We start from the raw sequence: 19978 nt of genomic DNA on the forward strand, positions 1-19978 counted from the left end.
CACTTTTGATATGCGCTGCATATTGAGCATTATAATTATTCCGTCCCATACGCTCCGCTGCTTGCTGTAATGCGTTGTATGCTTGCTCTTGTGCTTTAGTTGTGAGCAATTAAACCATGTCATTTTTTCATTCCTCCAATGCAATCATGCTTTTATGCCCTCATTAACTCTTTCAGATCAATATAGGCATTCATGGTTACATTGTGAAATTCTTGATCGCTCATATTGAACAAATCTCTATCATGATAATCATCAATCAATTCCCTGACGTCTTCGCACTCGATTGCGCTAATTTGAAGCGTGGACTTGATTCTTTTTGCAACTGTATTCCTAATTCTGGCAGTATCGCTCATAATTCTTTCTTCTTTTTCTACTAGCCATTTTGGAGGCTTATATTCTCTAAATGGCTTGCTCATGACATGGTTATCATCTACCCACTGTTTGCCGTTACATTCGTAACATTTTCCCCCATCAATCATAATGTAATTTTTAATGATGCCCTTACCAAAGCATTTAGGGCACTTTTTCATATGATCATCTCCGCTTTGGTGAAATAACTCTTTGATCTGCTCTTGTAACCAGAAGAAAGAAGTATACTCTCAATTGAATTTATATTGTTCTTCTCTAAGATGTTGTTTCTGAACCAATTAGGTCTATTCAAATTATTTTTATAGAATGATCTTTGGAACACTTTTATATTCTTCCCATCTGTGAATACAACCACTTTGCATGGTGTGTTTTGCATTGCCTTGATAGTCCCTTCGTAAATTCTATACAAGTCCATTTTCCACTTCCTATTTAAGATTGAACAACTTATTCGCTCTCAATTACCAACCTCTGCCGTTCATTACTGCTTCTAAATTAGCTTTCGCGTGATTAATGTAGTCTTCTTTTCTAGAGTCATTTCCATATGTACCAACGACCTTTTCCAACTGTTTTTTATAGTAATTAATCAATTCTTCTTTTGTTTTCATTGTTTATTCCTCCTAATATTCTAATGAAATGAGTATTTCGAGGGGGATTTTACGCCCCTTCAGTCATTCACTCCCAATGTTCCCCTGATTTTTGACCTGAACACTTTTTACAAATTTTCGCCCCAGTTGGTGGAATTTCTAAGCCGTCACCGTTTAGATAATTAGGTTTATCGAGATTATAACTCTGACAGTTTGCATATTTTTCATTCCCAATTTCAAAACCAAATTTATGCCAAGTGCCTGTTTTTGATTGCATCCACAAAGTTGTTTTATTTTCATTCTTTGTTTCTGTTGTGTTTTTTGAATTTACTCTGTCTATTTTCTTACTTTCGATCCTTTCACGCTCTTTGAGTTCGTTCTTTGCTCGTCTAACATTCTCATTAAGATCATTCAATTCGATTAATAACTTTCTTTCTTCAGAACCCGGAGGAAACGTTGCCCAAAAGATCTTTTCATCAATGCCCTTTTCTTTTATTTTTTTATAATGATTATTATACTTCAATTCATACCTTTGAACCTTTTTAATTGCGGCCTCAAGTTTATCCATCTTAACCGCCTCCTATGTATTTAACTTATGATGTTATTATACACTTTATTAACTCTTATTGCAATGTTTTATTTTATATTTAATCTGTTATGACCTCATTTTCTCTTGCCACCCAACCGCCAGAATAGAGGCGGTTAACGCTCTAGGCTTAAGGCTCTTATCCCGTTATATGGGAACCGCCTAGACGGCTGCAATCTAATCCCATTACTATTCTTTGATCGGTCTTAAGGTTTCATCAAGCATCCACTGCGCTTTGCCTTGATAATCATCAAAATGAACTTGTACAACATTTTCGTGATAAGGATCGATTGCGACAACTGTACCTTTTCCCAATAACTCATGTTCTACTCTCTTTTCCATTAGGTTTCCTCCTTTAAATACACTAATATAATTTTAACCGGTTCCCTCATAACTTCATACTCTTTATGAGAGATTCAATTTTTTTCCTTCTTGTTTATTATTATACACTTTATAATTAGTTACTTCAAGTACTTATTTTATATTTATACGATAAAAGTAACATTTCATCATCTAAATACATTTTCAAAAGATATATTGCTTTTGCTTCCCAAAATTCAGTTTATCTTCTTCGATAGTAATTTTTATTTCTCAGACTCCCATTTTCTTTATTTGTTTACATTATAAAATGATTCAAAATCTTGATATCCTTCCCGCCTGAAAGTAATGGCGGCATAACTCAGAGTAGTAACGTTTCCCTTTACGGTTTCATTATATTTTTTAGTGAAATGTAATTGTCCAATGCTATCAAAATATGGGTTAACACCAGATATAAAATCCTTTACATTATTGTATTTCTTTGCTTCTATTTTTAGATCATTTAAGATTTCTTCCATTTTTTTCGTATCTCCAATCAAAGGAATATTTCATTGTCCTTGAAATACAGTTTCTTTAAATTCTTTAGCTAAATCCTTATGGAAAAACTCTACCGCGTCAATAAAGTAATTGATTTGATTTTCAAATTCTCTTTGCTTGTCTACATCCTTCTTTTCAATTGCCCATTTCAGAAATGATAGATATTCTTCAAAGTCCTTCCTGATTTCATCATCAGACATTACAAGTTTTCTCTCATAATCTTTAACAGGTTTATTCGTTTCATCATTTTTAACACCAAAAGCTTGGCGTATGGTAGCAATCTGCACCATAACCCTTGCGCTTTGTTCCTGACTAAGTAAAGGCTGTGTATCCAATTCAATCACTTTTTTCATAATTTCTACGTTCCTCATTATTATTCATCTCCAATGAATTTAAAATTTTATTGTTTATTATTCCTCCGCTTCCTCCTTAGGGGCCGAAACCCCTGTGTCAGATATCTATTACCTTTGTGCCGATTTCAATCGCCCCGTTACGGTCCAAATACTCATCGAAATACCCGCGCATTTTCACGTATTCGACCACTCTGTCCCAAAGAACCTCACCTTCAACAACTTCTGAGTCATCATAAAGCAATGGAGCCACTAGGAATTTGAATCGATACGTTGATGTATTAAGCTTTCTATCCGCTGGAATCCCCGGAAACCTATGGTATGCTTTCATAGTCCATATAACGCACTGCTTACCCCGAAGCATATATTCTTGAACTATCTCGTGAGCTTTCAAAGCGTTAACGTTTTTGATGCCGCCCCAGTAATCGCCGTTTTCCTCATGAATCCAAACAAAGTAGAGTTCATTTTTATACTTCTCTACTTGCTTCGGTGTGATCCGATCAGGGTTTCTATAGCTTGTCATCTTTACAACCTCCCGCGTAAGGCCGCCGCCGTATAAAATAATTGTTTTATTCGTTAACCTCATTATAAACTTTTTGTGTATTATTTCAAGTGTTTATTTTATTTATTCCCGTGCATGAGGGTCATGGATAACTGCAGTTACAGTAGCACCTACCATACCAACCAATAAACCCAAAACTCCCCATCCTATGATAGTCTGGTTGAAATGTGTGTAACTGTCTGGCTGCATAATACCATACCCGAATACCATTACACCCAACAACAACAATACTATACTGGTAAACATAACTGCCTCGAAAAATTTGTTCATACTCAGTATCCGCTCCTTTGAGATAAAATAATTATTTGATAATCTCATTATAAACTCATACAAAAATTATTGCAAGTATTTATTTTATATATCCGCAATAAACATTGCATTTACTGAATAATCCCATGCCGCTATGCACGAATCATTTGTGCAAACTTCCTCATCCTCAATTACTTCCAGCGGCTTGCCACAAGATACGCAGTTTAACACGTTTAACCCTCCTTTTAACCGGCACAATGAATATATACAAACGATCCTTCATAAATAACCCTATCGGTCTGTAGGCACGTTGTAAACTCTAATACATCTGCCTCTGTGCCTTGCTTCTTGATGATAATTCTACCGTCTTTACGAACAACACGGATGTATTTCATGCTGACACCTCCATTTCTGGCTTGTAGACCGCTAATGGCTGCTTATCAATAGCATTAAGCAGGTCAGACATATAACGTCTGTCAAAACACCCGTATTTAGACTGTGTGACTGTTACGAGTTGATTATATTTAATATATTTATCAGTATTCTTGGTAATACCGTTAATGTCCACATTAATCCAGCCTTCATAGATCATGATGTCATTATGAGGCAAGATAATATTAACCCACTCTGAACGTTTACCCTTAGGTTTATGAATGATGTACAGCGCCTCTTTATATTGTGCGTAAGGTTTAACACTAATTTCTTTAACCGTAGTTTGAACAGCGTTAGGAAAGCCGAATTCTGTAAACATAACCATTGTAACTTTACGTTCTGGCTGAAGCTGCTCCACAACCTCACTATAGACGCTGTTAGTTGCTATGTATTCTTTTAGCATGTCGGCCATTGGAGAGGATTCGTATTTCTCTTCTACGGCCTTAATGACTTCATCAGTGATAACCATACCGTTTTCTTCCAAACCGTTGAGAAAATCGTTTTTAGCTTGGATTTTCTCTGCATCGGTCAACAGTTCCCAATTGTCACGGCTTTTGCAAATTGCATTCGCCAGCAGATCCGAAAGCATATCAAGTTTTACAAACATATTTTCTTGGTTAAAACTTGCATAGTAGTTGAACATTATTATTACCACCTTTTATTTTTATTATTTATCCTTATTGGATAATTCTATTATATCAAAATATAATTTTATTGCAAGTATTTATTTTATATATCCATTTTATTGTTGGCTTATTTTATTCCTTCCTTCATTTCCTCAAGTTTGTCTATAACAACTATAACCGTACTAACTCCCGTCCCTGACTCTTTAAATGATCCATCTGGCAACTTTTCGTAATAACCTTTACCATTCAGCCAATTCCGAAAATGAACGCTTTTTGAATCGTTAGCAAACGTCCAATGAAGCGACATTATAGCAACCAGTTTTCCTCCATCATTTAGGCATTCATAGGCCTTTAGAACATGGTCTGTATCTTGATTTTTCTCAAATGGTGGATTCATAATTACCCTATCATATTTAGCAAATGGGATGAATTCTGTAAAGTCGTCCCCTACAACTTTATACTGTTTTAGTTCTAGGATATGCCTTAAAGAATAATTACATTCAATACCGTGCAATTCAGCCTGTAAGCCGTTGTCATCAATATACTGCTTAATTCCGTCTAAGATGTTCCCGTTGCCCGCTGACGGCTCTAGAATAGTTTCACCGTCTTTAATATCAGCAAATTCAATCATACGCTGAACAATTGTTTTAGGTGTTGGAAAATAACCAGTTATCTTTCTTAACTTGACTTCATTTTCAAGCTTTTTTATTTGCTGTTCAATAGGGTTGGATGGTGTTTCAATTACTTTTACCAATTCTCCATATTGATTTACTGCTTCTTTTAGTTGTTCAGTATTATATATATTTACTTTGTTGTATCGCTTTTGACGTTTAGGAACTTCAAGGTTCCACATTCCATCAGGGTCAAGTTTCGGGTCAATTTCTGGATATTTAATAACAAAATTATGTCTAGTTTTGGAATTATATTTACATCTAATATCTTCGCGGAAGGCATTATTCAATAAAGCTATTTCCAATTGTGTTAATTCATTAGTTGCCGCTTTTTCCCTAAATAATTGTAACATAGCGATATCAAAACGATACTGCTCCCTTTTCTCCTCTCTCGATTCTTCTTCATTTTGACGCTTCCAAGTGTTGGTGAGATATTCGCCAGAAATAGAATTCAATTTATTTTGTATTGATTCAATTTGCTTATCAATTTTTGAAATGTATTTTGTTTGGCTACGCTCTTCATCTTTTTTTTCTGTTTTAGCTTCATCATTATTTGATTTTTCTGACGCAATTGCTGCATTAGTGTTCATATACGCTTTTACTTCTAATATAATGTTGTGTCCCACTTTTGACTTTGTGATCAATTCGGATGCTTTTGTTTTGCTAATTTTCATTCCTCTAGTGTCAAGCTTTGTAGCACAATGTAATGCCCATAACTGTCTAGTTGTAGCCGGTTCCGTAACTTCGCTTTCTTCTGTGTTATCACTTACTGTTGCTTGTACTTCTTCTGTTGTTTCGATGGCTGGAACATCGGAAACGGTTTGTTTTCTAACTGTCTTTCTATATACTGTTTTCTCTTTGTATTCTGTTACTTCTACGAACTCAATTACTGCAATATGACCCTTTTTAAGTAAATCGTTAATTCGGTCAATTGTAAGACTCCACGACTTTCCTATGCTCGTGGATGGTTTATTATTTTTTGTTAATTGTGCAAATGTGATATAATCTCCTCTTTTGTTAGTAAAGGTGTATTTATTTCCTTTATTTTTACCATGTGTGTATCCAACTTTCATAATAAAAGTAAACCCATCGTTAATATCGTTTTGTGTTACATTTGTAACAGTTTTCTCTACTTCTTTAATAACTTTTACAGGCACCTGTATAACTTCTGCCTTCAGCGCATCGGTTTCTGAAATTACTTTTTCAAATCGCTTAATCAATGCCTGCACTTTCTCCGCTTTTTGTTGAAACTCTGTCTTCTCTTTGTTTTCCCAATCATATTCATTCACCGCAAAAACACCTTTACCTTTAGCAATAATCTGACCATCTTTTTCGATGTGCCAGCTTGTGCCACGTGGGTTAGTAAAAGAGAAAATAGGATACGTTTCAGTTACTACCCACTTTTGAATAGAAGCATCTTTTTCTCTTTCCTTCTCAATCAGTACAGCACAAGATGCTTTTTCATTTTCTGTAGAAGCAGGATCATTCATCATTGCCAAAAGCTTTTGAATCCGTGTATTTGTTTTGTACCCTGAATTACCACCTATGTATTGTTTTTGTTCGAAACCACTATAACGAGTATTGTTCTGATCGATGCAAAGAACATAGCCGTTCTTTTCAGCAATGCCATTCCAATCAGCAGGGCTATAGTAGTCTATCATTGCGTCAGATTCGTCATTTTTCCACCCATAAATTTTCCAGCCCATTTTAACCAATTCTCTTGCAATCATAACTTTAGCTTCTCTTTTATCTCCGTAGTACATTCCGCTCACCTCGTATTATTATTTGCTGTTCTTTCTCTAACGATAATTCTATTATATCGAAATATGATTTTATTGCAAGTATTTATTTTATTAATTCAAAAAAGAAAACCGCCTGCTTAGACGGTTCTAATGCTGCTCTGGGATGTCTTTTGTTGTTCCACGTACTCCAATGCTGCGAAACTGTACGAATGCGCTCCACACGCTGTGCATTCAAGTGTAGGAATGTTATGGATTGTAATCGACTTGCCATTTTGTTCGTGTTGTTCGTTGCTAAATATTTCTCTATGTTCATTATTACCACACTCAGGGCATACAAAATGCTTCATATCCTTTCATCTCCTTTGGCAATTCCTTTGCCATTTATTATACCACATATGTACATGATAAATCATGGTTACAGTCAAATGACCGTAACCACAATAACCATTGTGTTTTCATTATTTATTGATAATACAATTGAGGCGAACCGCTTTTTGCCTCCCTTTATTTTATATGTATACCCTTTACTTTCGTCATATCGAGCTTCGACATATTGTCTGGGATTCATTAGTATGTCTTTCACTTCATAAATATTGAACTTCCTTTCATTCATCCTTTCTCGTGCGTGTTTCGTGAATATGATCGCATTATCATAAGCCAACATTTTGACTATCGCGAACAATTCACTTTTGGATAATGGATTCATGCTTTCATCTCCTCTCCGTTATAGATATTATATCAAATTATAGTTTTATTGTATAGTTTTATTTTATATAGCCCCCATGTCAAACAATGAATAAATATTAATCAATTCTAGATTATGAATATCACCATTAGATAACATTCTTTCTGAAAAATCTCCAGAATTTATACAATCGTACAAATGGACAAGAGATATTTTATATTCCCTGTTATTAATTGTTTTGAACAATGGTTGAATTGATTCTTTAAACTGTTCCATTGTCAGTTTAGATAAACGCTCCCTCGGATCATCCTTAGACGTTTTTGTAACCTGTCCCATGCTCAATTTAAGCTGCTCAGAAACAGTAATAAAATCTTTAATACCTTTAATGTAATATGGAATCTGTTCGCTATTTTCAAGATGATACTTAATAAACATATCCCATGCTTTATGAGGGTCTAGGATTGTCTGAAGCAGGTAATATGTAGCATCGCCTTTCATAAGTTCCATTTCCTTTTTAGTTCGTCTTGTCATGGCTACTAGCTCCTTATGTATTATTGATTAATTACATCTTATCAAATAACAGTTTTATTGTAAAGTTTTATCTTATAATGCCAAAGAAAAACCGCTTTTACAAGCGGCTTAATCATAATTTTTTGTTGATCTGTATAATGCTGCTCCCCCAACCGCGAACAAGCATATAGCTACAACCGGCATCCATACACGCAAATAAAATGGGTCTGATTCGGCTCTAAGTGAAAGTAATACTATCCCGAAAACAATTGAAAATATACCACTTGCAAACCATCCCCTGTGATGAATCTTCATATTCATCAATAACAACTCCTCTCATGTTAATTGTATCCGTTTCGTGTTATAGTTATTATAACATAGAGAGGATTTCTCCTCTCTATATATGTATCATTTGCCTAAAGGCGTGTTCTTCTTGGCGGGAGTTCAACGCCTTTTTGTGTTAGTTCGTGTTCTTTCTCTAGGATGTTTAGCCGTTTGATATGCTGTTCTAGTTCTAAGTTTTTCACCTCCAGTTTGTGTTTTCTGTTGAATCGGTTCAGCGAAAATGTAATGATTGCTGCGAATATTGTCCCAATGACTGTTACTAATGCTTTGATATCATCCCAATTCAATCTGTTCCCTCCCTTCTGTCTATAAACATTGTATCAAATATTTATTTTATTGTAAAGTTTTATTTTATATATGAGCAAAATAAAATAAGCCGTAACATCTTTAGATGGAACGGCCAGAGACAAAACGTTTTTCTTTGGCTCTGATGTATTGATTATTTATATTTATTATACCCCCTCGCCTCTATGGGTAAGAGGAAAAAAAGACAGTCGTACTAAGCATTTTTTTATCAGTTTATAACTTTCGAAGTAATAAGGTTTTATTAGTTAACGTCTTCAAGCCAATTGTTTAATATTCTCCTCATTCTCTTGGATGGAATATAAATATGTATTTCTTCATTATTTCTTATTGCACTTCTCCATATCCACTGGATCATTTCAGATAGTGCAAACATATCCTGATTAACTCTAATCCCTTTTGAGTTGAAATATCCATCTAATATAGGGCTAAGATATCTATTTACTGTATAGGCCAAAACCTTCTTATGTTGATACTCATTCGTACTACGTGCAGTTATAGATACATGACCCTTAGTATACCCTTTACCGCTTATCTTTGGCTTATAGTCTTTATAAGTACCCCACATATTATCATTGGACTTGGATTTCATAATGTTATTGAAATAGTTTAAAGTGTTGTTTTTAAGTTGTTTATGAAGATGTGTTTTATTTATGTACCATGATTTAGAAAGCGCATATTCATCGTCGCCTATATTGTTTAAAACCCCATCATAAATATGTATTAATGATTTAATTTTATTTTTTACTTCAGTGTCGGTATAATCATCTTTCTTTATAAACTTATATTCTCCATCTTCGTTAATTGCTCTATAGTATTCATAGTTAATACCATGCAAATCAAAATAATATTTCTGAAGTTGTGCAGGGAATAGGTAAGTCAAAATATATGAGTCATTGAACAATTTAAATACATCAGAAGGAAAGTTCCATAACAATATCTTGCCACCATGTAATATAAGGTTGTGATTTAATGCATATCTCCTAACTGATTGAAACTTTCCTTGGTATACTCCCTTGTCTTTTTCTTTATCTGTATCCCATAACACTAATCCATCTTTAACATACATCCATTCTTTTAAAAGCATCTCAATATCATCTGGTGTTACTTTTAATTCCCTCACTACTTCCATTGCTTCATCAAGTATCAATGTGTATCCACCATTATAAATCAACTCCCTCGTTTCATCTGTAGCACCCTTGAATAGTTCGTGTGTGGTTGCAATGTTTTTACCTTCAGATAAGAGTTTATGAAGAGATTCAAATTTGAATAGCTTTTCCCCATCTTTTTCATATACCTTAGGTTCGAAGAATTTGCGAATCGTACACACATTTCTAATCCTTGCTATTTCGTTTAGAAAAGGTGTTATGTATATGTATTTATTGCTGTCTATTCTGTTCATTAAGTTAATGGCTGCACTTGTCTTACCCGATCCCATGATACTATCAACAACTTTAACTATGGTCATTTGACTCCTCCTCTTTATGAGTTAACTTATATTATATTTATTTAGTTTATAAAAAATCGAAGTTCTCTTACTTATCAATAATCTTCAATACCTTTTCGCATCCAGCAATTACTGAATGTTCTCTTTCCCCATCTGTTTCACCGTCCTCCATATCCATCTGCATCCTGTTAATAGTCCATTCAATTTCATTTTTAATAAATGGAACATCAACTTGATCAAGTGTTTTACCCTCGTCGCTTAATGTATCCTCTATCTGCTGCTGTGCTTCATATGGTAACTGATTAAACAAAGTTTGAATATCATTGTTATTATCATTATTTACTTCTTCAAAATATTCAGTTACTGCATTACTGAAGAAAGTTCTTTCATCAGTGCTTAATTTAGCAGCATGTTGGTATGGATTCTTATCTTTGTATTGTTCGTAAATTGTTGCAGCCAATTTCACATTCCCTTCTGCTATTCTAATGAAATCACGGATTAGTTTCACGATTCTTTCTTCTTTCGTTGTCTTCATAATCAATTCCTCCATCAATATGTATTTTAACTTATAACTCATTTTAACACACAATTATATTTTATGTCAATATTTTATTTTATTTGTAGTTCTATCAGTCGGTGATTATGTTATGCTGTAGTCACTATAGCTATATAAGCTATTGTTATAATAATGTGTAGTAGTTATCATTTGAGACATGTTTTGTTTATAGGGACTGATACATAGATATATGCAATAAGATTATAATACGTTATAGTTTATAGTTATAAGTGTTGAACGATCCCAAAATCATTATGTGACGATATGGTCACATGTTATGCCCTATGCACACATATAAGAGCGCACAATTTTAAATTTTAAATTGCAGATAATTGGAAATTTTTTAAAGTTAATTGATCCGGTAACAGGGCAAGCATCAGCCTACAGATGACGATCATAAGTGATATATAACGTACCTTCTATACCATCTATGCCGTATGGGTGGGGGTGTTTTACATCGGGAAATTGGGACCATTTTACAGATAGGCCTGCAGCACTTCTATTTCGACACTCAACTTATTTTTTAATTCCCCTCCCCATCAAATTTCACCTAAAATCCTATCGATATCTCTATCGGTGCGCTCGATAGAAACCCTTGCTACATCTAGCTTTTTCAACTTTCCATTTTCTTTACATTCTATCCAAACTACCCAAATTCACCCCTTAAACACGAAAAAGCCCTTGCAGCACAAGGACTTACCGATACAAATGATATTCAATTTTTCATTCAACTGCAAAAAGTCCAATTTATCCTTGCTACACTTAGATTTTTCACCATTTTTAATTCCCTCATCGATAAACACTTCGTCGATCATCAAAATTTTTACCTCGATGATTTTTTCAATTTTGATTTCTCCAACAATTCAGTTATCAAAAAAGGTTAAACTTTTGGGAAGTAAAATAATATATATAATACCTTTCTCAATACCTCACCTTAACAATTTAAATTATCATATCTCCAAGTTTTCAGCCTATTATATATTATATTATAAACTTCCCATATCTTTAACCTTTTTGAATTCACACTTTTCACCCTTTGCACAACACTTTATATGTGTTTGGGAACATGTGTTTAGAGTTACCTTCATCATTTTCTCTATGGTCATCCCTATAGCCATTATTAATGACATCTAAATAACCTTTGCTCTCCAGCAAATTCGAATATTTCATTATCGTGTTTTTACTAACTCCACACTCTTTCTCTAACTTTTCGAAGCTTACTGTGTATCCACCCTTAAACAAATCGTTCTTATATTTCAAATACTGATAAAGATAAAATCCAATGGTACCGATCTCCTCATTCCCAACCATATCAATAAAAATATTTATATCAAACAAATGTGTATTACTGATATCATAAAAAGTTCCATCATTCAAATTTTCATCTCTGCTTTCTTCTGTTCTGTGAAAGGCTTTAACTGGATACTTTATCTTGAAATTTTTAGACATATTAATTATTATTTTAGTCTCCAGATCTAAATCTGAGTACATAGTGAAGTTTAAAATATTGTAATCCCCCATCTCATAAGAAATGGGGAAATTACGCATTGTTAATGTATATTGAAGACAATCTAAAATACCATTTTTTTTAATAATGTAATCCAAAGTTTTATTATTACCCGCATAACCCAATATCTCTTTTATCAATTCAGAAGTAAAAAATTCTCCTTGCCCATATTTGCAATATCTATAGAGGTATGTGATTAAGCAGTAATAATTATAAGTAAATGCTATACTTTTAGCGGATTTTAATTGTTCGCTGTTGAATATATCCTTGAATATTTCGTTTGGGATATAAATTTCCTCTCTGTCGTTTGGTGACAGCAATTTATTCAGTTGTTTTTGATTCATTCACCTCACCTCTCAAATAAGGCTCCTTACTTTTCCTCAATAATTCGCACAAAAAAGTATTTCTTCTTAGATTTTCGACTTTCCTCATAGCCTGATTGATCACATCTGCCTGACAAAGAATTATACAATAATCGACCGACCTAGTGATGGCCGTATAAAGCAAATTAGCATTCAATTGATATTTATGAGCTTTGTCCATTACAATGAGAACTGCTTTGCCACTTGAACCTTGTGATTTATGCATTGTTAGACACCATGCATGAAGTAACTGCAATTTTTCCGGGAGAGGGATGCATATTACATCGAAATCAAAGTCAACAACTATGCCGTTCCCATCTTGTTCAAACTCATCTTCTGAATTTTTACTTTTAATTGGCTTCCAATCCGTAACAATGTCGAGTATTTTCCCTGTGTCTCCATTTACTATTTCGACTACATTATTGTCCATATTCAAAATGTCATAAGTATTTTTTGTATTAATTACATAATCACCGATTCTAAATACGCTATCCTCACCAAATTCAAGTTCCTTGCTTGCATCGGTTTGAAGGTTTACAATGTCTTGAATAGTTTTATTTATCGTGACAGTTCCCAGATCTCCTTTCTTGGTAGGAGATAGGGTCATGATATCCTCAATAGAATATTTCTCCAAATAGTTTGTATAATAATGTTTATATCCACCTGTCATATGTTCTGATTTTACAGAGTGAATTAGTAAATTATTTCCGTACATGATCTTACCGAAAAATTCATTATCAATAAACTTTTCACCTTTTCGTATCTTCGTTGCTATATCCAATATACCACCTTCGTTTTGCCTAAAGACAATATCTAACTTGGTGATGGGGATAATTTTACTTTCAATAATATCGTGAAGTACATTGCCTGCAAATACGGACGGAATCTGAAAACTGTCACCTATAAATAGAATTCTCGCAGAAGGATTTTTTATTTTCTTTAACAACATTGATAATAAGAAAACATCAACCATAGATGTCTCGTCGATGATTATAAAATCCTCCGTAATTTCGATCATATCTTTTTCTTTTTTATCCATTCCATATCCAATCGCTTTGTGTATCGTATATGCTTTTTCTTCAGTATAGTTGGATAGTATTTTTGCAGCTTTCCCCGTTGGTGATAACCATTTTGCCGTTAAGCCAATTTCAAATAGTAAATCCTTCAATAATTTCTGAAGCATCGATTTCCCGCAACCAGCAAACCCAACAAGAGCATTTACATTGTACTTCTTTATATTATGGAAAAATAATTTCTGCTGATCAGACAATCCATTTTTCAGAACATTCTTGTATTTTTCTTCCATGCGAACTATAAATTTTTCAGGATCAAATTTCAATTCTTTTGACTTATTCAGCATTTCATTTAGAATTTCTGCAATAGATTTTTCAGACTTGAAAGTAGATTCCAGTGCAACTCGATCTTCTGCGATATATAATCCTTCTGCTTTAAACACTTGATTTTCAATTAAATCTTCTGTTACCTGTAATAATTCCTTACTTCTTTTAATTAGATCATCATATTTTATATATGTATGACCGCTTGTTTGTTCCTTCCCAATAACATGCTTAATACCGTATTGAATCCTGTACGGGTCTTCAATAGGTATCCCCATATTTCGCGCAATTGCATCTGCCTTCTTAAAACCGATCTCCTGAACGCGAATCAGTTCGTAAGGACACTCAGTAATTTTTTGTATGGCTATTTGGGCAGATCCAAATTCAATCATCAACTTTTTTATTGTGTCATAAGTCACTCCGTACTTTCCAAGATAACTAAACAATTCTTGAAATTCTAAATTCTCCAATATCTTTTTCCTTGCTCTTTCATAGATTACTTCGCCAAATCCTTTAACTCTTGTATAGTCAAATTTACCCTCTTTAAACAATTCAATGATGTTCTCATTTGGGTATGTGTTATAAATTGCTTCAACCTGTAAATCCGTCAAAATCGCTTTCAAGTAATCTTTTTGGTCTTCTGCTTTTTCAGGAATATCTTGATAAATGGAGAGCACATTATAACTCGCACCATACCTAGGGTTAAACTCAGCCAATTGAATTTGTGCTTTATATGGTACTCCAATATCTAGACGTTGCATGTTACCTTTGATTGAAACATTATTGTATGTATTTTTCTCTATGCTTGGGTCATCAGTTGAACAGGCATAAATATAATAATTTGATGCAGGATTTGGATAGAGACATTTTTCTGGAACTAAAATTGTTTCAATAATATCGTTCATATAAAACTCCTTTGTTATTTATTTTTATTTTATTTTTCTATTCGATTCCTAATACTTTGTGCAACTTTTCAATACGTTCTATTTTCATTGATTTAGTTCCTCTAAGGAACTGATACAGTAAACTATAACTGCAATCTAATTGTCTACACACCCATGACATATTCCGTCCTTGTTGTCGGATAATATCTTTATACTCACTAGGGTTCAACACTTGCAACATATCTTCACCTTCCTTTATAAAAAATTCGTAACCACTTGGCTACGAATCAAATGTATCACACAATAATTATTATTTCAATAATTTATTTTATCATCTTACTCATCTCCCCTCCACAATTTTCTTAGCTGCCACTTTCAACTGAAGACCCACACCATTTCCCATTCCTTTAACCAGACCTAACAACTCTTCATGGGAAAGTTCATCAAAAATCGAGTCGTCAATTTTATTCTCAATCTGGATACCGGCGTATTCAGCATAGTTATCATTATTTTCATCAATATATTTCATTGATGTGTTCAAGACACTGTGTCCTAACTGTTGTTTAATCTTGAATATGTCTCCTTCTGTTTCCTTGATGTAATTCGCCAACACATTACGAAGCGAGTGAAACGCTACATTACGTTGTTCGCTTATATTCAATTGTTGTTTAAGTGCTTCAATCATATCCTGAACAGTCGTTTTAGATAAATGAAAAATTTTGTTATCGTTATATCGGGTATAATATGCCTGCTCTTTAATCTTAAGGAGTTCATTATGCATGTCTACGGATATTGGCTTAGAATGCTTCTTTTGTCCTTTCCCAATCACTGTCACAATGTAAACATTCTGTTCAGCATTATATACAATGTCATCCCATTCCAGCGACAGAAGTTCGCTTTTACGGAAACTGGTTGTATAAGCCAACCTAATGAGAGCAGATTTTTCTTGACCCTTAACCTGCTCTTTAGCCAATTGGGCCATTGTTTCTGCTTCATGCATGGAGAGTTTTCCATAACTCTTGCTATCATCAGGCAATTGTTTCACTTTCACGGTTTTAGCCTTCAAAGGATATTCATTCACCTCAAGGAAATCGTACAGACTTGAAATAGCAGCCAGATAACTGTTGATTGTGTTATTGGATAGACCTATTTGCTGAAGATATGCCTGATATTTGACAACATCAGCATTACGGATATTCAAATCTTCATCTGACAAATTTTCAATTTCTTTATTTCTTATGTACATGAAAAAGTCTCTGATATTGCGTTCATACTTTAAGTTTGTGTTTACACTTGCCATCCGATGTTGCGCCAAAAATGTCATAATGTCCTCATATACATTTGCACCGTTTTGGTTAATCGCTACTACATTATTCATCATTCAAACCTCCCATTATTTTCTTATCTGATATCATTTTAAACTTCCGTACCATATAAGTCAATACGTTAAATTATTATTGTAATATTTTATTTTATATGTTAAACTGATATCAGAATCACCGAAAGAGAGGTGGTTAATAATACATACTGATGGAGGAATTAATGAGTGAACAGGTATTTTAGAACATGGCAGGACGATTATTATGATGGTGTAGATTTGGATGATGAAGTGGTCAATGATAGGGATTTAGAACGGGATGATTATTTGGAATTTATTAATGATACATCTGACGATCATTACATATGGCTAAAGAATAATGCACAGAGATTATATTATAGAGAACCATTTAAGCCAATACATAGTGTGACAAAAGAATTTATTCATAATAAATAAATTATTGAAGGAGTTGTTTAGAATATTGAAACACCTTGAAAGATATTTAAATGATTATACGCCTGTATTGATGGCAGAAAATCTACGAGTTGAAAATGATATAGACGATGTGCCCAGATTTACTTTCGATTCTGAATTCACAGGTGAGAAAAGAAAATATATGTTATTGATTAATACCAGAGTTTCCAAAGAGATTTTACATAGTTTCATTAAAGATGAATTTGCTATAGAAATTGAAGAGGCTGATGTAGATGAAGAAAGTGTTTGTATGCAATGTCTAGAGATTCACTCTGATTGTGAATGTTAAGAATCAATCGATAGCGTAGCCGCAGGACTTGGCATGTATATAGATGATGACGGAAACTGGCTTCCCTATGACGACGACGATGATGTTTATTTCTTAGAATATGATTTTGAACCAGATGAATATACACATTTATGCCCTAATGGCACAGAAGTAACCATTACAGAATATCAAAGTTATTTAACTATTATTAATCATGATACGAAGGATGTGTTGAAATAATTTGAGTAATAACCAATTTTCTCACGTAACTGATCTACATAAACCCGTTTACATCCCTTCTATTGAAGGGAACGACATTTATAATCATATTTATAGAGATAGAGAATTAGATTTAAAATACATAGGAATGATCCCATCTAGTCTAGAACTGAATAAACTAATTGACTTAGGTTTAAGAACCACTCGGAAGAAAACCAGTGATAAACTGCTTTCGACCGATGTAATCAATGTGAAATTCCGTCAGAAAGTAGATTCTGGTAATCAAATCATAAAGAAACTTGAGGTTAAAATCGAAAAATTAGATAATAAACCTGAATATAAAGAAAAATTGATTAAATTTATTGAACAAATCAAAACCGAATTACACGAAGATAAGTGGAAAGGTATCTCACAAATTGAACTTAGAAAGCAACTATACACGAATGGTTTTGTCCTCAACGGAGTAAAATATGTAGTCTATAAAAGATCAAGTGCTAAATCTAGAGTCGGACAGTGTTTATTCATTAAAGAAAAATTGTATAAACCAATGATTAAATGGAGTCGTATGGGGTTAGATTTTGGAAACAAAACAAAAGATAAAGAAATTGACTACCCCTCCCTACTGGCTTATGAAAGCTTAGTTGGGTCATCGATTGAAAGTATTATTCATATCAATCCAAATAATATCTTGATAGTAGATGATGTTAAGAGCGTATTCAGTCAGAAGTGTAATGTTGTGAGAACCGGCGAAAACGGATTCTTAGACAGTTTTGAAGAAATGGCCGAAATTGAAAACAGCCTATTCGACGGGGAGTCATTGTTAGAGGCGAGTTATTTCCCGCCCGGGAAGTCAATGATACTTCTTAGAAATCACATGTTTAAAAGTGCAGCGTTCAACTGTAACATCCAACAATTCCTTAAGGACAATTGTCCTGATGATATTGAATATGAGAATTGGCAGATCCCCAGTATGTTCAATAATGATAAGGTCTTTGCAAAAGATATTCATCTGATTACTACACCAAGCAGCCTTAAAGCGTTAAAATTCAGTAAGTTGCAAGGAACCGAAAAAGACATGTGGGGATATTGGAAAGACGTTGTAATAAAAGATGGATGTCTGTTTGGAGTTTGCAAGAGCGAAAAAATGTCTAAGCAAGGCGTTGATGATCGGGGGAGAGTCCTGCAGCAGACTAGTTATCAAATGCTTAATTCGTTACCAATGACTAAAGACGATATTAATGTGTTGACTAAGTTTGAAAAAGAATACATAAATAAATTGAAGAACAATGATGATTTCTTTATCGAATATATAAAGGATAACAAGAATGATATGAACAGCAACGAAATGTTTGCAGATATATATGAGAGAAATCCGGACATCGTAAATACCAAGATTTTTAGGAAATTTAGAAAGAATACAATCAACGGCTATGTTACACATATAAAGAATGGCAAAGTGAGAATGCACGGAGATTATTGTGTAATGCTTGGTAACCCTATTGAATTTTTATATCATACTATCGGAAAATTGAATGTTGCGAATCCTGAACCTGTTGTACTAACCTACAATGAAGTTTATACAACCATGTTTGAAGAAAAAGAATTAACAGGCTTCAGGAATCCGCACACTAGTCCAAATAACGTTCTTCTTGTTAGAAATAGACATAATGCAATTATCAATAAGTATTTCAATCTAACTGATAATATAGTTTGTGTAAATGCAATTCAATTCCCACTGCAAGATATTTTATCTGGCAGTGACTATGACAGTGATACTGTATTATTGATTGATAATGATCATCTCTTAAGTATTACAAAGAGAGTTTTTGGAGAGTATAATGTTTGCATTAACAAAGTAAGTAGTTCAAAACGGGAATATAGAGTATGTAACGAAGATATGGCAATCATCGATAATGAACTTTCTAACAGCCAAAAATACATTGGTAGAACAGTAAACACAGGTCAACTTTGTATGTCAAGATACTGGGATTTACTAAACAATGGTAAGAAAGAAGATGAGGTATTCGAATTAATTAAGAAGATTGACGTTGTAACCGTTCTATCTGGAATATGCATTGATCTTGCAAAAAAAATGTTTGATATTAACATCAATAAGGAAATAGAGTATATTTCCAAGGCAAAAGAGTTGAAAAAAGAAAAGCCGTTATTTTGGAAATATGTTAGTCAATCTGCAGAGATAATAACAAGTAGATATGATTGTCCAATGGATTTTCTTTATGAAGAAATGAGTGATTTAAATTATGCAGATAAGAAAGATGATATTCCCCTGTATGATTTATTGATCCAAAGGTCATTAAAAAATGTAATTCGAAGACAGGAATATAAGATAAATAACTATGTTGAGACAATGGTAGAAAAGATCAATAATACATATGGTAGCAACTTGTCCGAAGAAGAACGAGACAGAAGGATTGATGACATCATAAGGTATTACAAATTCTTTGTAGATAAACTACTGATTAATGAAAACACTATGTATTCACTAATATATAAAGTATCAAAAAATAAAAAAGATAAAATCGCATCCAGATTATTAAGGACCCTTCATATGTCTAATAAAACAACATTTATTGATGCATTTTTAGCCAAAAACGACACACTCTTGAAGTAAAAACATACAAAAAACCTTTATAAATAAAGGTAATTTTAATTACATTAAAGGTCTACATATGATAGGGGGTATTTCCCTCTCATAAAATAAAAAATTAAGGGAGAA

At 33.4% G+C, this 19978-nt stretch carries 23 protein-coding genes; 4 read left to right on the plus strand and 19 right to left on the minus strand.

All coding sequences use genetic code 11. From position 1 onward, the window contains the following. Positions 1 to 152: 152 nt before the first annotated feature. The 19 genes from ACE5LO_RS01535 to ACE5LO_RS01625 form a co-directional block, all read right to left on the minus strand. Positions 153 to 530 carry a hypothetical protein gene (locus ACE5LO_RS01535; RefSeq protein WP_375518318.1) on the minus strand — a complete coding sequence of 126 codons (378 nt, stop codon included), beginning with the start codon at positions 528 to 530 and terminating at the stop codon, positions 153 to 155. A 297-nt stretch (positions 531 to 827) separates the two neighbouring features. Then, the gene (locus tag ACE5LO_RS01540) at positions 828 to 974 is read right to left on the minus strand and encodes a hypothetical protein (RefSeq protein ID WP_375518319.1); all 147 of its coding nucleotides are present in this window, start codon (positions 972 to 974) and stop codon (positions 828 to 830) included. Positions 975 to 1041: 67 nt separating this feature from the next. Next, complete coding sequence (locus ACE5LO_RS01545) at positions 1042 to 1521, minus strand: hypothetical protein (protein ID WP_375518320.1); 480 nt, start codon at positions 1519 to 1521, stop codon at positions 1042 to 1044. Between the two features lie 207 nt (positions 1522 to 1728). After that, complete coding sequence (locus ACE5LO_RS01550) at positions 1729 to 1881, minus strand: hypothetical protein (protein ID WP_375518321.1); 153 nt, start codon at positions 1879 to 1881, stop codon at positions 1729 to 1731. Between the two features lie 266 nt (positions 1882 to 2147). After that, complete coding sequence (locus ACE5LO_RS01555; RefSeq protein WP_375518322.1) at positions 2148 to 2375, minus strand: hypothetical protein; 228 nt, start codon at positions 2373 to 2375, stop codon at positions 2148 to 2150. A 30-nt stretch (positions 2376 to 2405) separates the two neighbouring features. After that, positions 2406 to 2747, minus strand: coding sequence for a hypothetical protein (locus tag ACE5LO_RS01560; RefSeq protein WP_375518323.1), 342 nt, complete (start codon positions 2745 to 2747; stop codon positions 2406 to 2408). Between the two features lie 97 nt (positions 2748 to 2844). After that, entirely contained in the window at positions 2845 to 3267 is a 423-nt protein-coding gene (locus ACE5LO_RS01565; protein WP_375518324.1) for a hypothetical protein, read from the minus strand. 679 nt (positions 3268 to 3946) lie between these two features. Further along, entirely contained in the window at positions 3947 to 4630 is a 684-nt protein-coding gene (locus ACE5LO_RS01570; protein ID WP_375518325.1) for a hypothetical protein, read from the minus strand. 110 nt (positions 4631 to 4740) lie between these two features. Further along, positions 4741 to 7047 (minus strand): N-6 DNA methylase, encoded by a 2307-nt coding sequence (locus tag ACE5LO_RS01575; RefSeq protein ID WP_375518326.1) that lies wholly within the window; start codon positions 7045 to 7047, stop codon positions 4741 to 4743. 116 nt (positions 7048 to 7163) lie between these two features. Beyond that, positions 7164 to 7373, minus strand: a complete 210-nt coding sequence (locus tag ACE5LO_RS01580) for a YgiT-type zinc finger protein (RefSeq protein WP_375518327.1) — start codon at positions 7371 to 7373, stop codon at positions 7164 to 7166. A 74-nt stretch (positions 7374 to 7447) separates the two neighbouring features. Next, positions 7448 to 7732, minus strand: coding sequence for a DUF4258 domain-containing protein (locus tag ACE5LO_RS01585; RefSeq protein WP_375518328.1), 285 nt, complete (start codon positions 7730 to 7732; stop codon positions 7448 to 7450). A 63-nt stretch (positions 7733 to 7795) separates the two neighbouring features. Continuing rightward, positions 7796 to 8242 carry a hypothetical protein gene (locus ACE5LO_RS01590; protein WP_375518329.1) on the minus strand — a complete coding sequence of 149 codons (447 nt, stop codon included), beginning with the start codon at positions 8240 to 8242 and terminating at the stop codon, positions 7796 to 7798. A gap of 108 nt (positions 8243 to 8350) precedes the next feature. Then, entirely contained in the window at positions 8351 to 8542 is a 192-nt protein-coding gene (locus ACE5LO_RS01595; protein WP_375518330.1) for a hypothetical protein, read from the minus strand. 95 nt (positions 8543 to 8637) lie between these two features. Further along, positions 8638 to 8853, minus strand: a complete 216-nt coding sequence (locus ACE5LO_RS01600; protein ID WP_375518331.1) for a hypothetical protein — start codon at positions 8851 to 8853, stop codon at positions 8638 to 8640. 260 nt (positions 8854 to 9113) lie between these two features. Then, positions 9114 to 10337 carry a YonV family putative phage-derived protein gene (locus ACE5LO_RS01605; RefSeq protein WP_375518332.1) on the minus strand — a complete coding sequence of 408 codons (1224 nt, stop codon included), beginning with the start codon at positions 10335 to 10337 and terminating at the stop codon, positions 9114 to 9116. Between the two features lie 67 nt (positions 10338 to 10404). After that, positions 10405 to 10851: a hypothetical protein gene (locus tag ACE5LO_RS01610; protein ID WP_375518333.1), complete on the minus strand. Its 447-nt coding sequence runs from the start codon at positions 10849 to 10851 to the stop codon at positions 10405 to 10407. Between the two features lie 1050 nt (positions 10852 to 11901). Further along, on the minus strand, positions 11902 to 12723 hold the full coding sequence (locus tag ACE5LO_RS01615) for a helix-turn-helix domain-containing protein (protein WP_375518334.1): 822 nt from the start codon (positions 12721 to 12723) through the stop codon (positions 11902 to 11904). After that, entirely contained in the window at positions 12701 to 14983 is a 2283-nt protein-coding gene (locus tag ACE5LO_RS01620) for an AAA family ATPase (protein ID WP_375518335.1), read from the minus strand. The genes ACE5LO_RS01615 and ACE5LO_RS01620 overlap by 23 nt, the downstream gene beginning before the upstream one ends. A gap of 319 nt (positions 14984 to 15302) precedes the next feature. Beyond that, positions 15303 to 16340 (minus strand): tyrosine-type recombinase/integrase, encoded by a 1038-nt coding sequence (locus ACE5LO_RS01625; protein ID WP_375518336.1) that lies wholly within the window; start codon positions 16338 to 16340, stop codon positions 15303 to 15305. A 168-nt stretch (positions 16341 to 16508) separates the two neighbouring features. Between ACE5LO_RS01625 and ACE5LO_RS01630 the strand changes: the two genes are divergently transcribed. The 4 genes from ACE5LO_RS01630 to ACE5LO_RS01645 are packed head-to-tail and all read left to right on the plus strand — an operon-like array spanning position 16509 to position 19873. Next, positions 16509 to 16736 carry a hypothetical protein gene (locus ACE5LO_RS01630; RefSeq protein WP_375518337.1) on the plus strand — a complete coding sequence of 76 codons (228 nt, stop codon included), beginning with the start codon at positions 16509 to 16511 and terminating at the stop codon, positions 16734 to 16736. Positions 16737 to 16761: 25 nt separating this feature from the next. Then, entirely contained in the window at positions 16762 to 17043 is a 282-nt protein-coding gene (locus ACE5LO_RS01635; protein WP_375518338.1) for a hypothetical protein, read from the plus strand. Positions 17044 to 17076: 33 nt separating this feature from the next. Further along, positions 17077 to 17262: a hypothetical protein gene (locus ACE5LO_RS01640; RefSeq protein ID WP_375518339.1), complete on the plus strand. Its 186-nt coding sequence runs from the start codon at positions 17077 to 17079 to the stop codon at positions 17260 to 17262. A gap of 1 nt (position 17263) precedes the next feature. Continuing rightward, entirely contained in the window at positions 17264 to 19873 is a 2610-nt protein-coding gene (locus tag ACE5LO_RS01645; RefSeq protein WP_375518340.1) for a hypothetical protein, read from the plus strand. The last annotated feature ends 105 nt before the right edge of the window (positions 19874 to 19978 follow it).

The sequence above is a fragment of the Paenibacillus medicaginis genome (genome assembly GCF_042138635.1).
In the GTDB taxonomy this organism is placed as follows: domain Bacteria; phylum Bacillota; class Bacilli; order Paenibacillales; family Paenibacillaceae; genus Paenibacillus; species Paenibacillus medicaginis.

Coding starts and splice junctions, on each gene's coding strand:
- ACE5LO_RS01615 (WP_375518334.1), bottom strand. CDS start 12,723: ATGAATCAAAAACAACTGAATAAATTGCTGTCACCAAACGACAGAGAG.
- ACE5LO_RS01565 (WP_375518324.1), bottom strand. CDS start 3,267: ATGACAAGCTATAGAAACCCTGATCGGATCACACCGAAGCAAGTAGAG.
- ACE5LO_RS01545 (WP_375518320.1), bottom strand. CDS start 1,521: ATGGATAAACTTGAGGCCGCAATTAAAAAGGTTCAAAGGTATGAATTG.
- ACE5LO_RS01585 (WP_375518328.1), bottom strand. CDS start 7,732: ATGAATCCATTATCCAAAAGTGAATTGTTCGCGATAGTCAAAATGTTG.
- ACE5LO_RS01555 (WP_375518322.1), bottom strand. CDS start 2,375: ATGGAAGAAATCTTAAATGATCTAAAAATAGAAGCAAAGAAATACAAT.
- ACE5LO_RS01625 (WP_375518336.1), bottom strand. CDS start 16,340: ATGAATAATGTAGTAGCGATTAACCAAAACGGTGCAAATGTATATGAG.
- ACE5LO_RS01640 (WP_375518339.1), top strand. CDS start 17,077: ATGTATATAGATGATGACGGAAACTGGCTTCCCTATGACGACGACGAT.
- ACE5LO_RS01575 (WP_375518326.1), bottom strand. CDS start 7,047: ATGTACTACGGAGATAAAAGAGAAGCTAAAGTTATGATTGCAAGAGAA.
- ACE5LO_RS01595 (WP_375518330.1), bottom strand. CDS start 8,542: ATGAATATGAAGATTCATCACAGGGGATGGTTTGCAAGTGGTATATTT.
- ACE5LO_RS01540 (WP_375518319.1), bottom strand. CDS start 974: ATGAAAACAAAAGAAGAATTGATTAATTACTATAAAAAACAGTTGGAA.
- ACE5LO_RS01610 (WP_375518333.1), bottom strand. CDS start 10,851: ATGAAGACAACGAAAGAAGAAAGAATCGTGAAACTAATCCGTGATTTC.
- ACE5LO_RS01570 (WP_375518325.1), bottom strand. CDS start 4,630: ATGTTCAACTACTATGCAAGTTTTAACCAAGAAAATATGTTTGTAAAA.
- ACE5LO_RS01605 (WP_375518332.1), bottom strand. CDS start 10,337: ATGACCATAGTTAAAGTTGTTGATAGTATCATGGGATCGGGTAAGACA.
- ACE5LO_RS01580 (WP_375518327.1), bottom strand. CDS start 7,373: ATGAAGCATTTTGTATGCCCTGAGTGTGGTAATAATGAACATAGAGAA.
- ACE5LO_RS01560 (WP_375518323.1), bottom strand. CDS start 2,747: ATGAAAAAAGTGATTGAATTGGATACACAGCCTTTACTTAGTCAGGAA.
- ACE5LO_RS01535 (WP_375518318.1), bottom strand. CDS start 530: ATGAAAAAGTGCCCTAAATGCTTTGGTAAGGGCATCATTAAAAATTAC.
- ACE5LO_RS01620 (WP_375518335.1), bottom strand. CDS start 14,983: ATGAACGATATTATTGAAACAATTTTAGTTCCAGAAAAATGTCTCTAT.
- ACE5LO_RS01550 (WP_375518321.1), bottom strand. CDS start 1,881: ATGGAAAAGAGAGTAGAACATGAGTTATTGGGAAAAGGTACAGTTGTC.
- ACE5LO_RS01590 (WP_375518329.1), bottom strand. CDS start 8,242: ATGACAAGACGAACTAAAAAGGAAATGGAACTTATGAAAGGCGATGCT.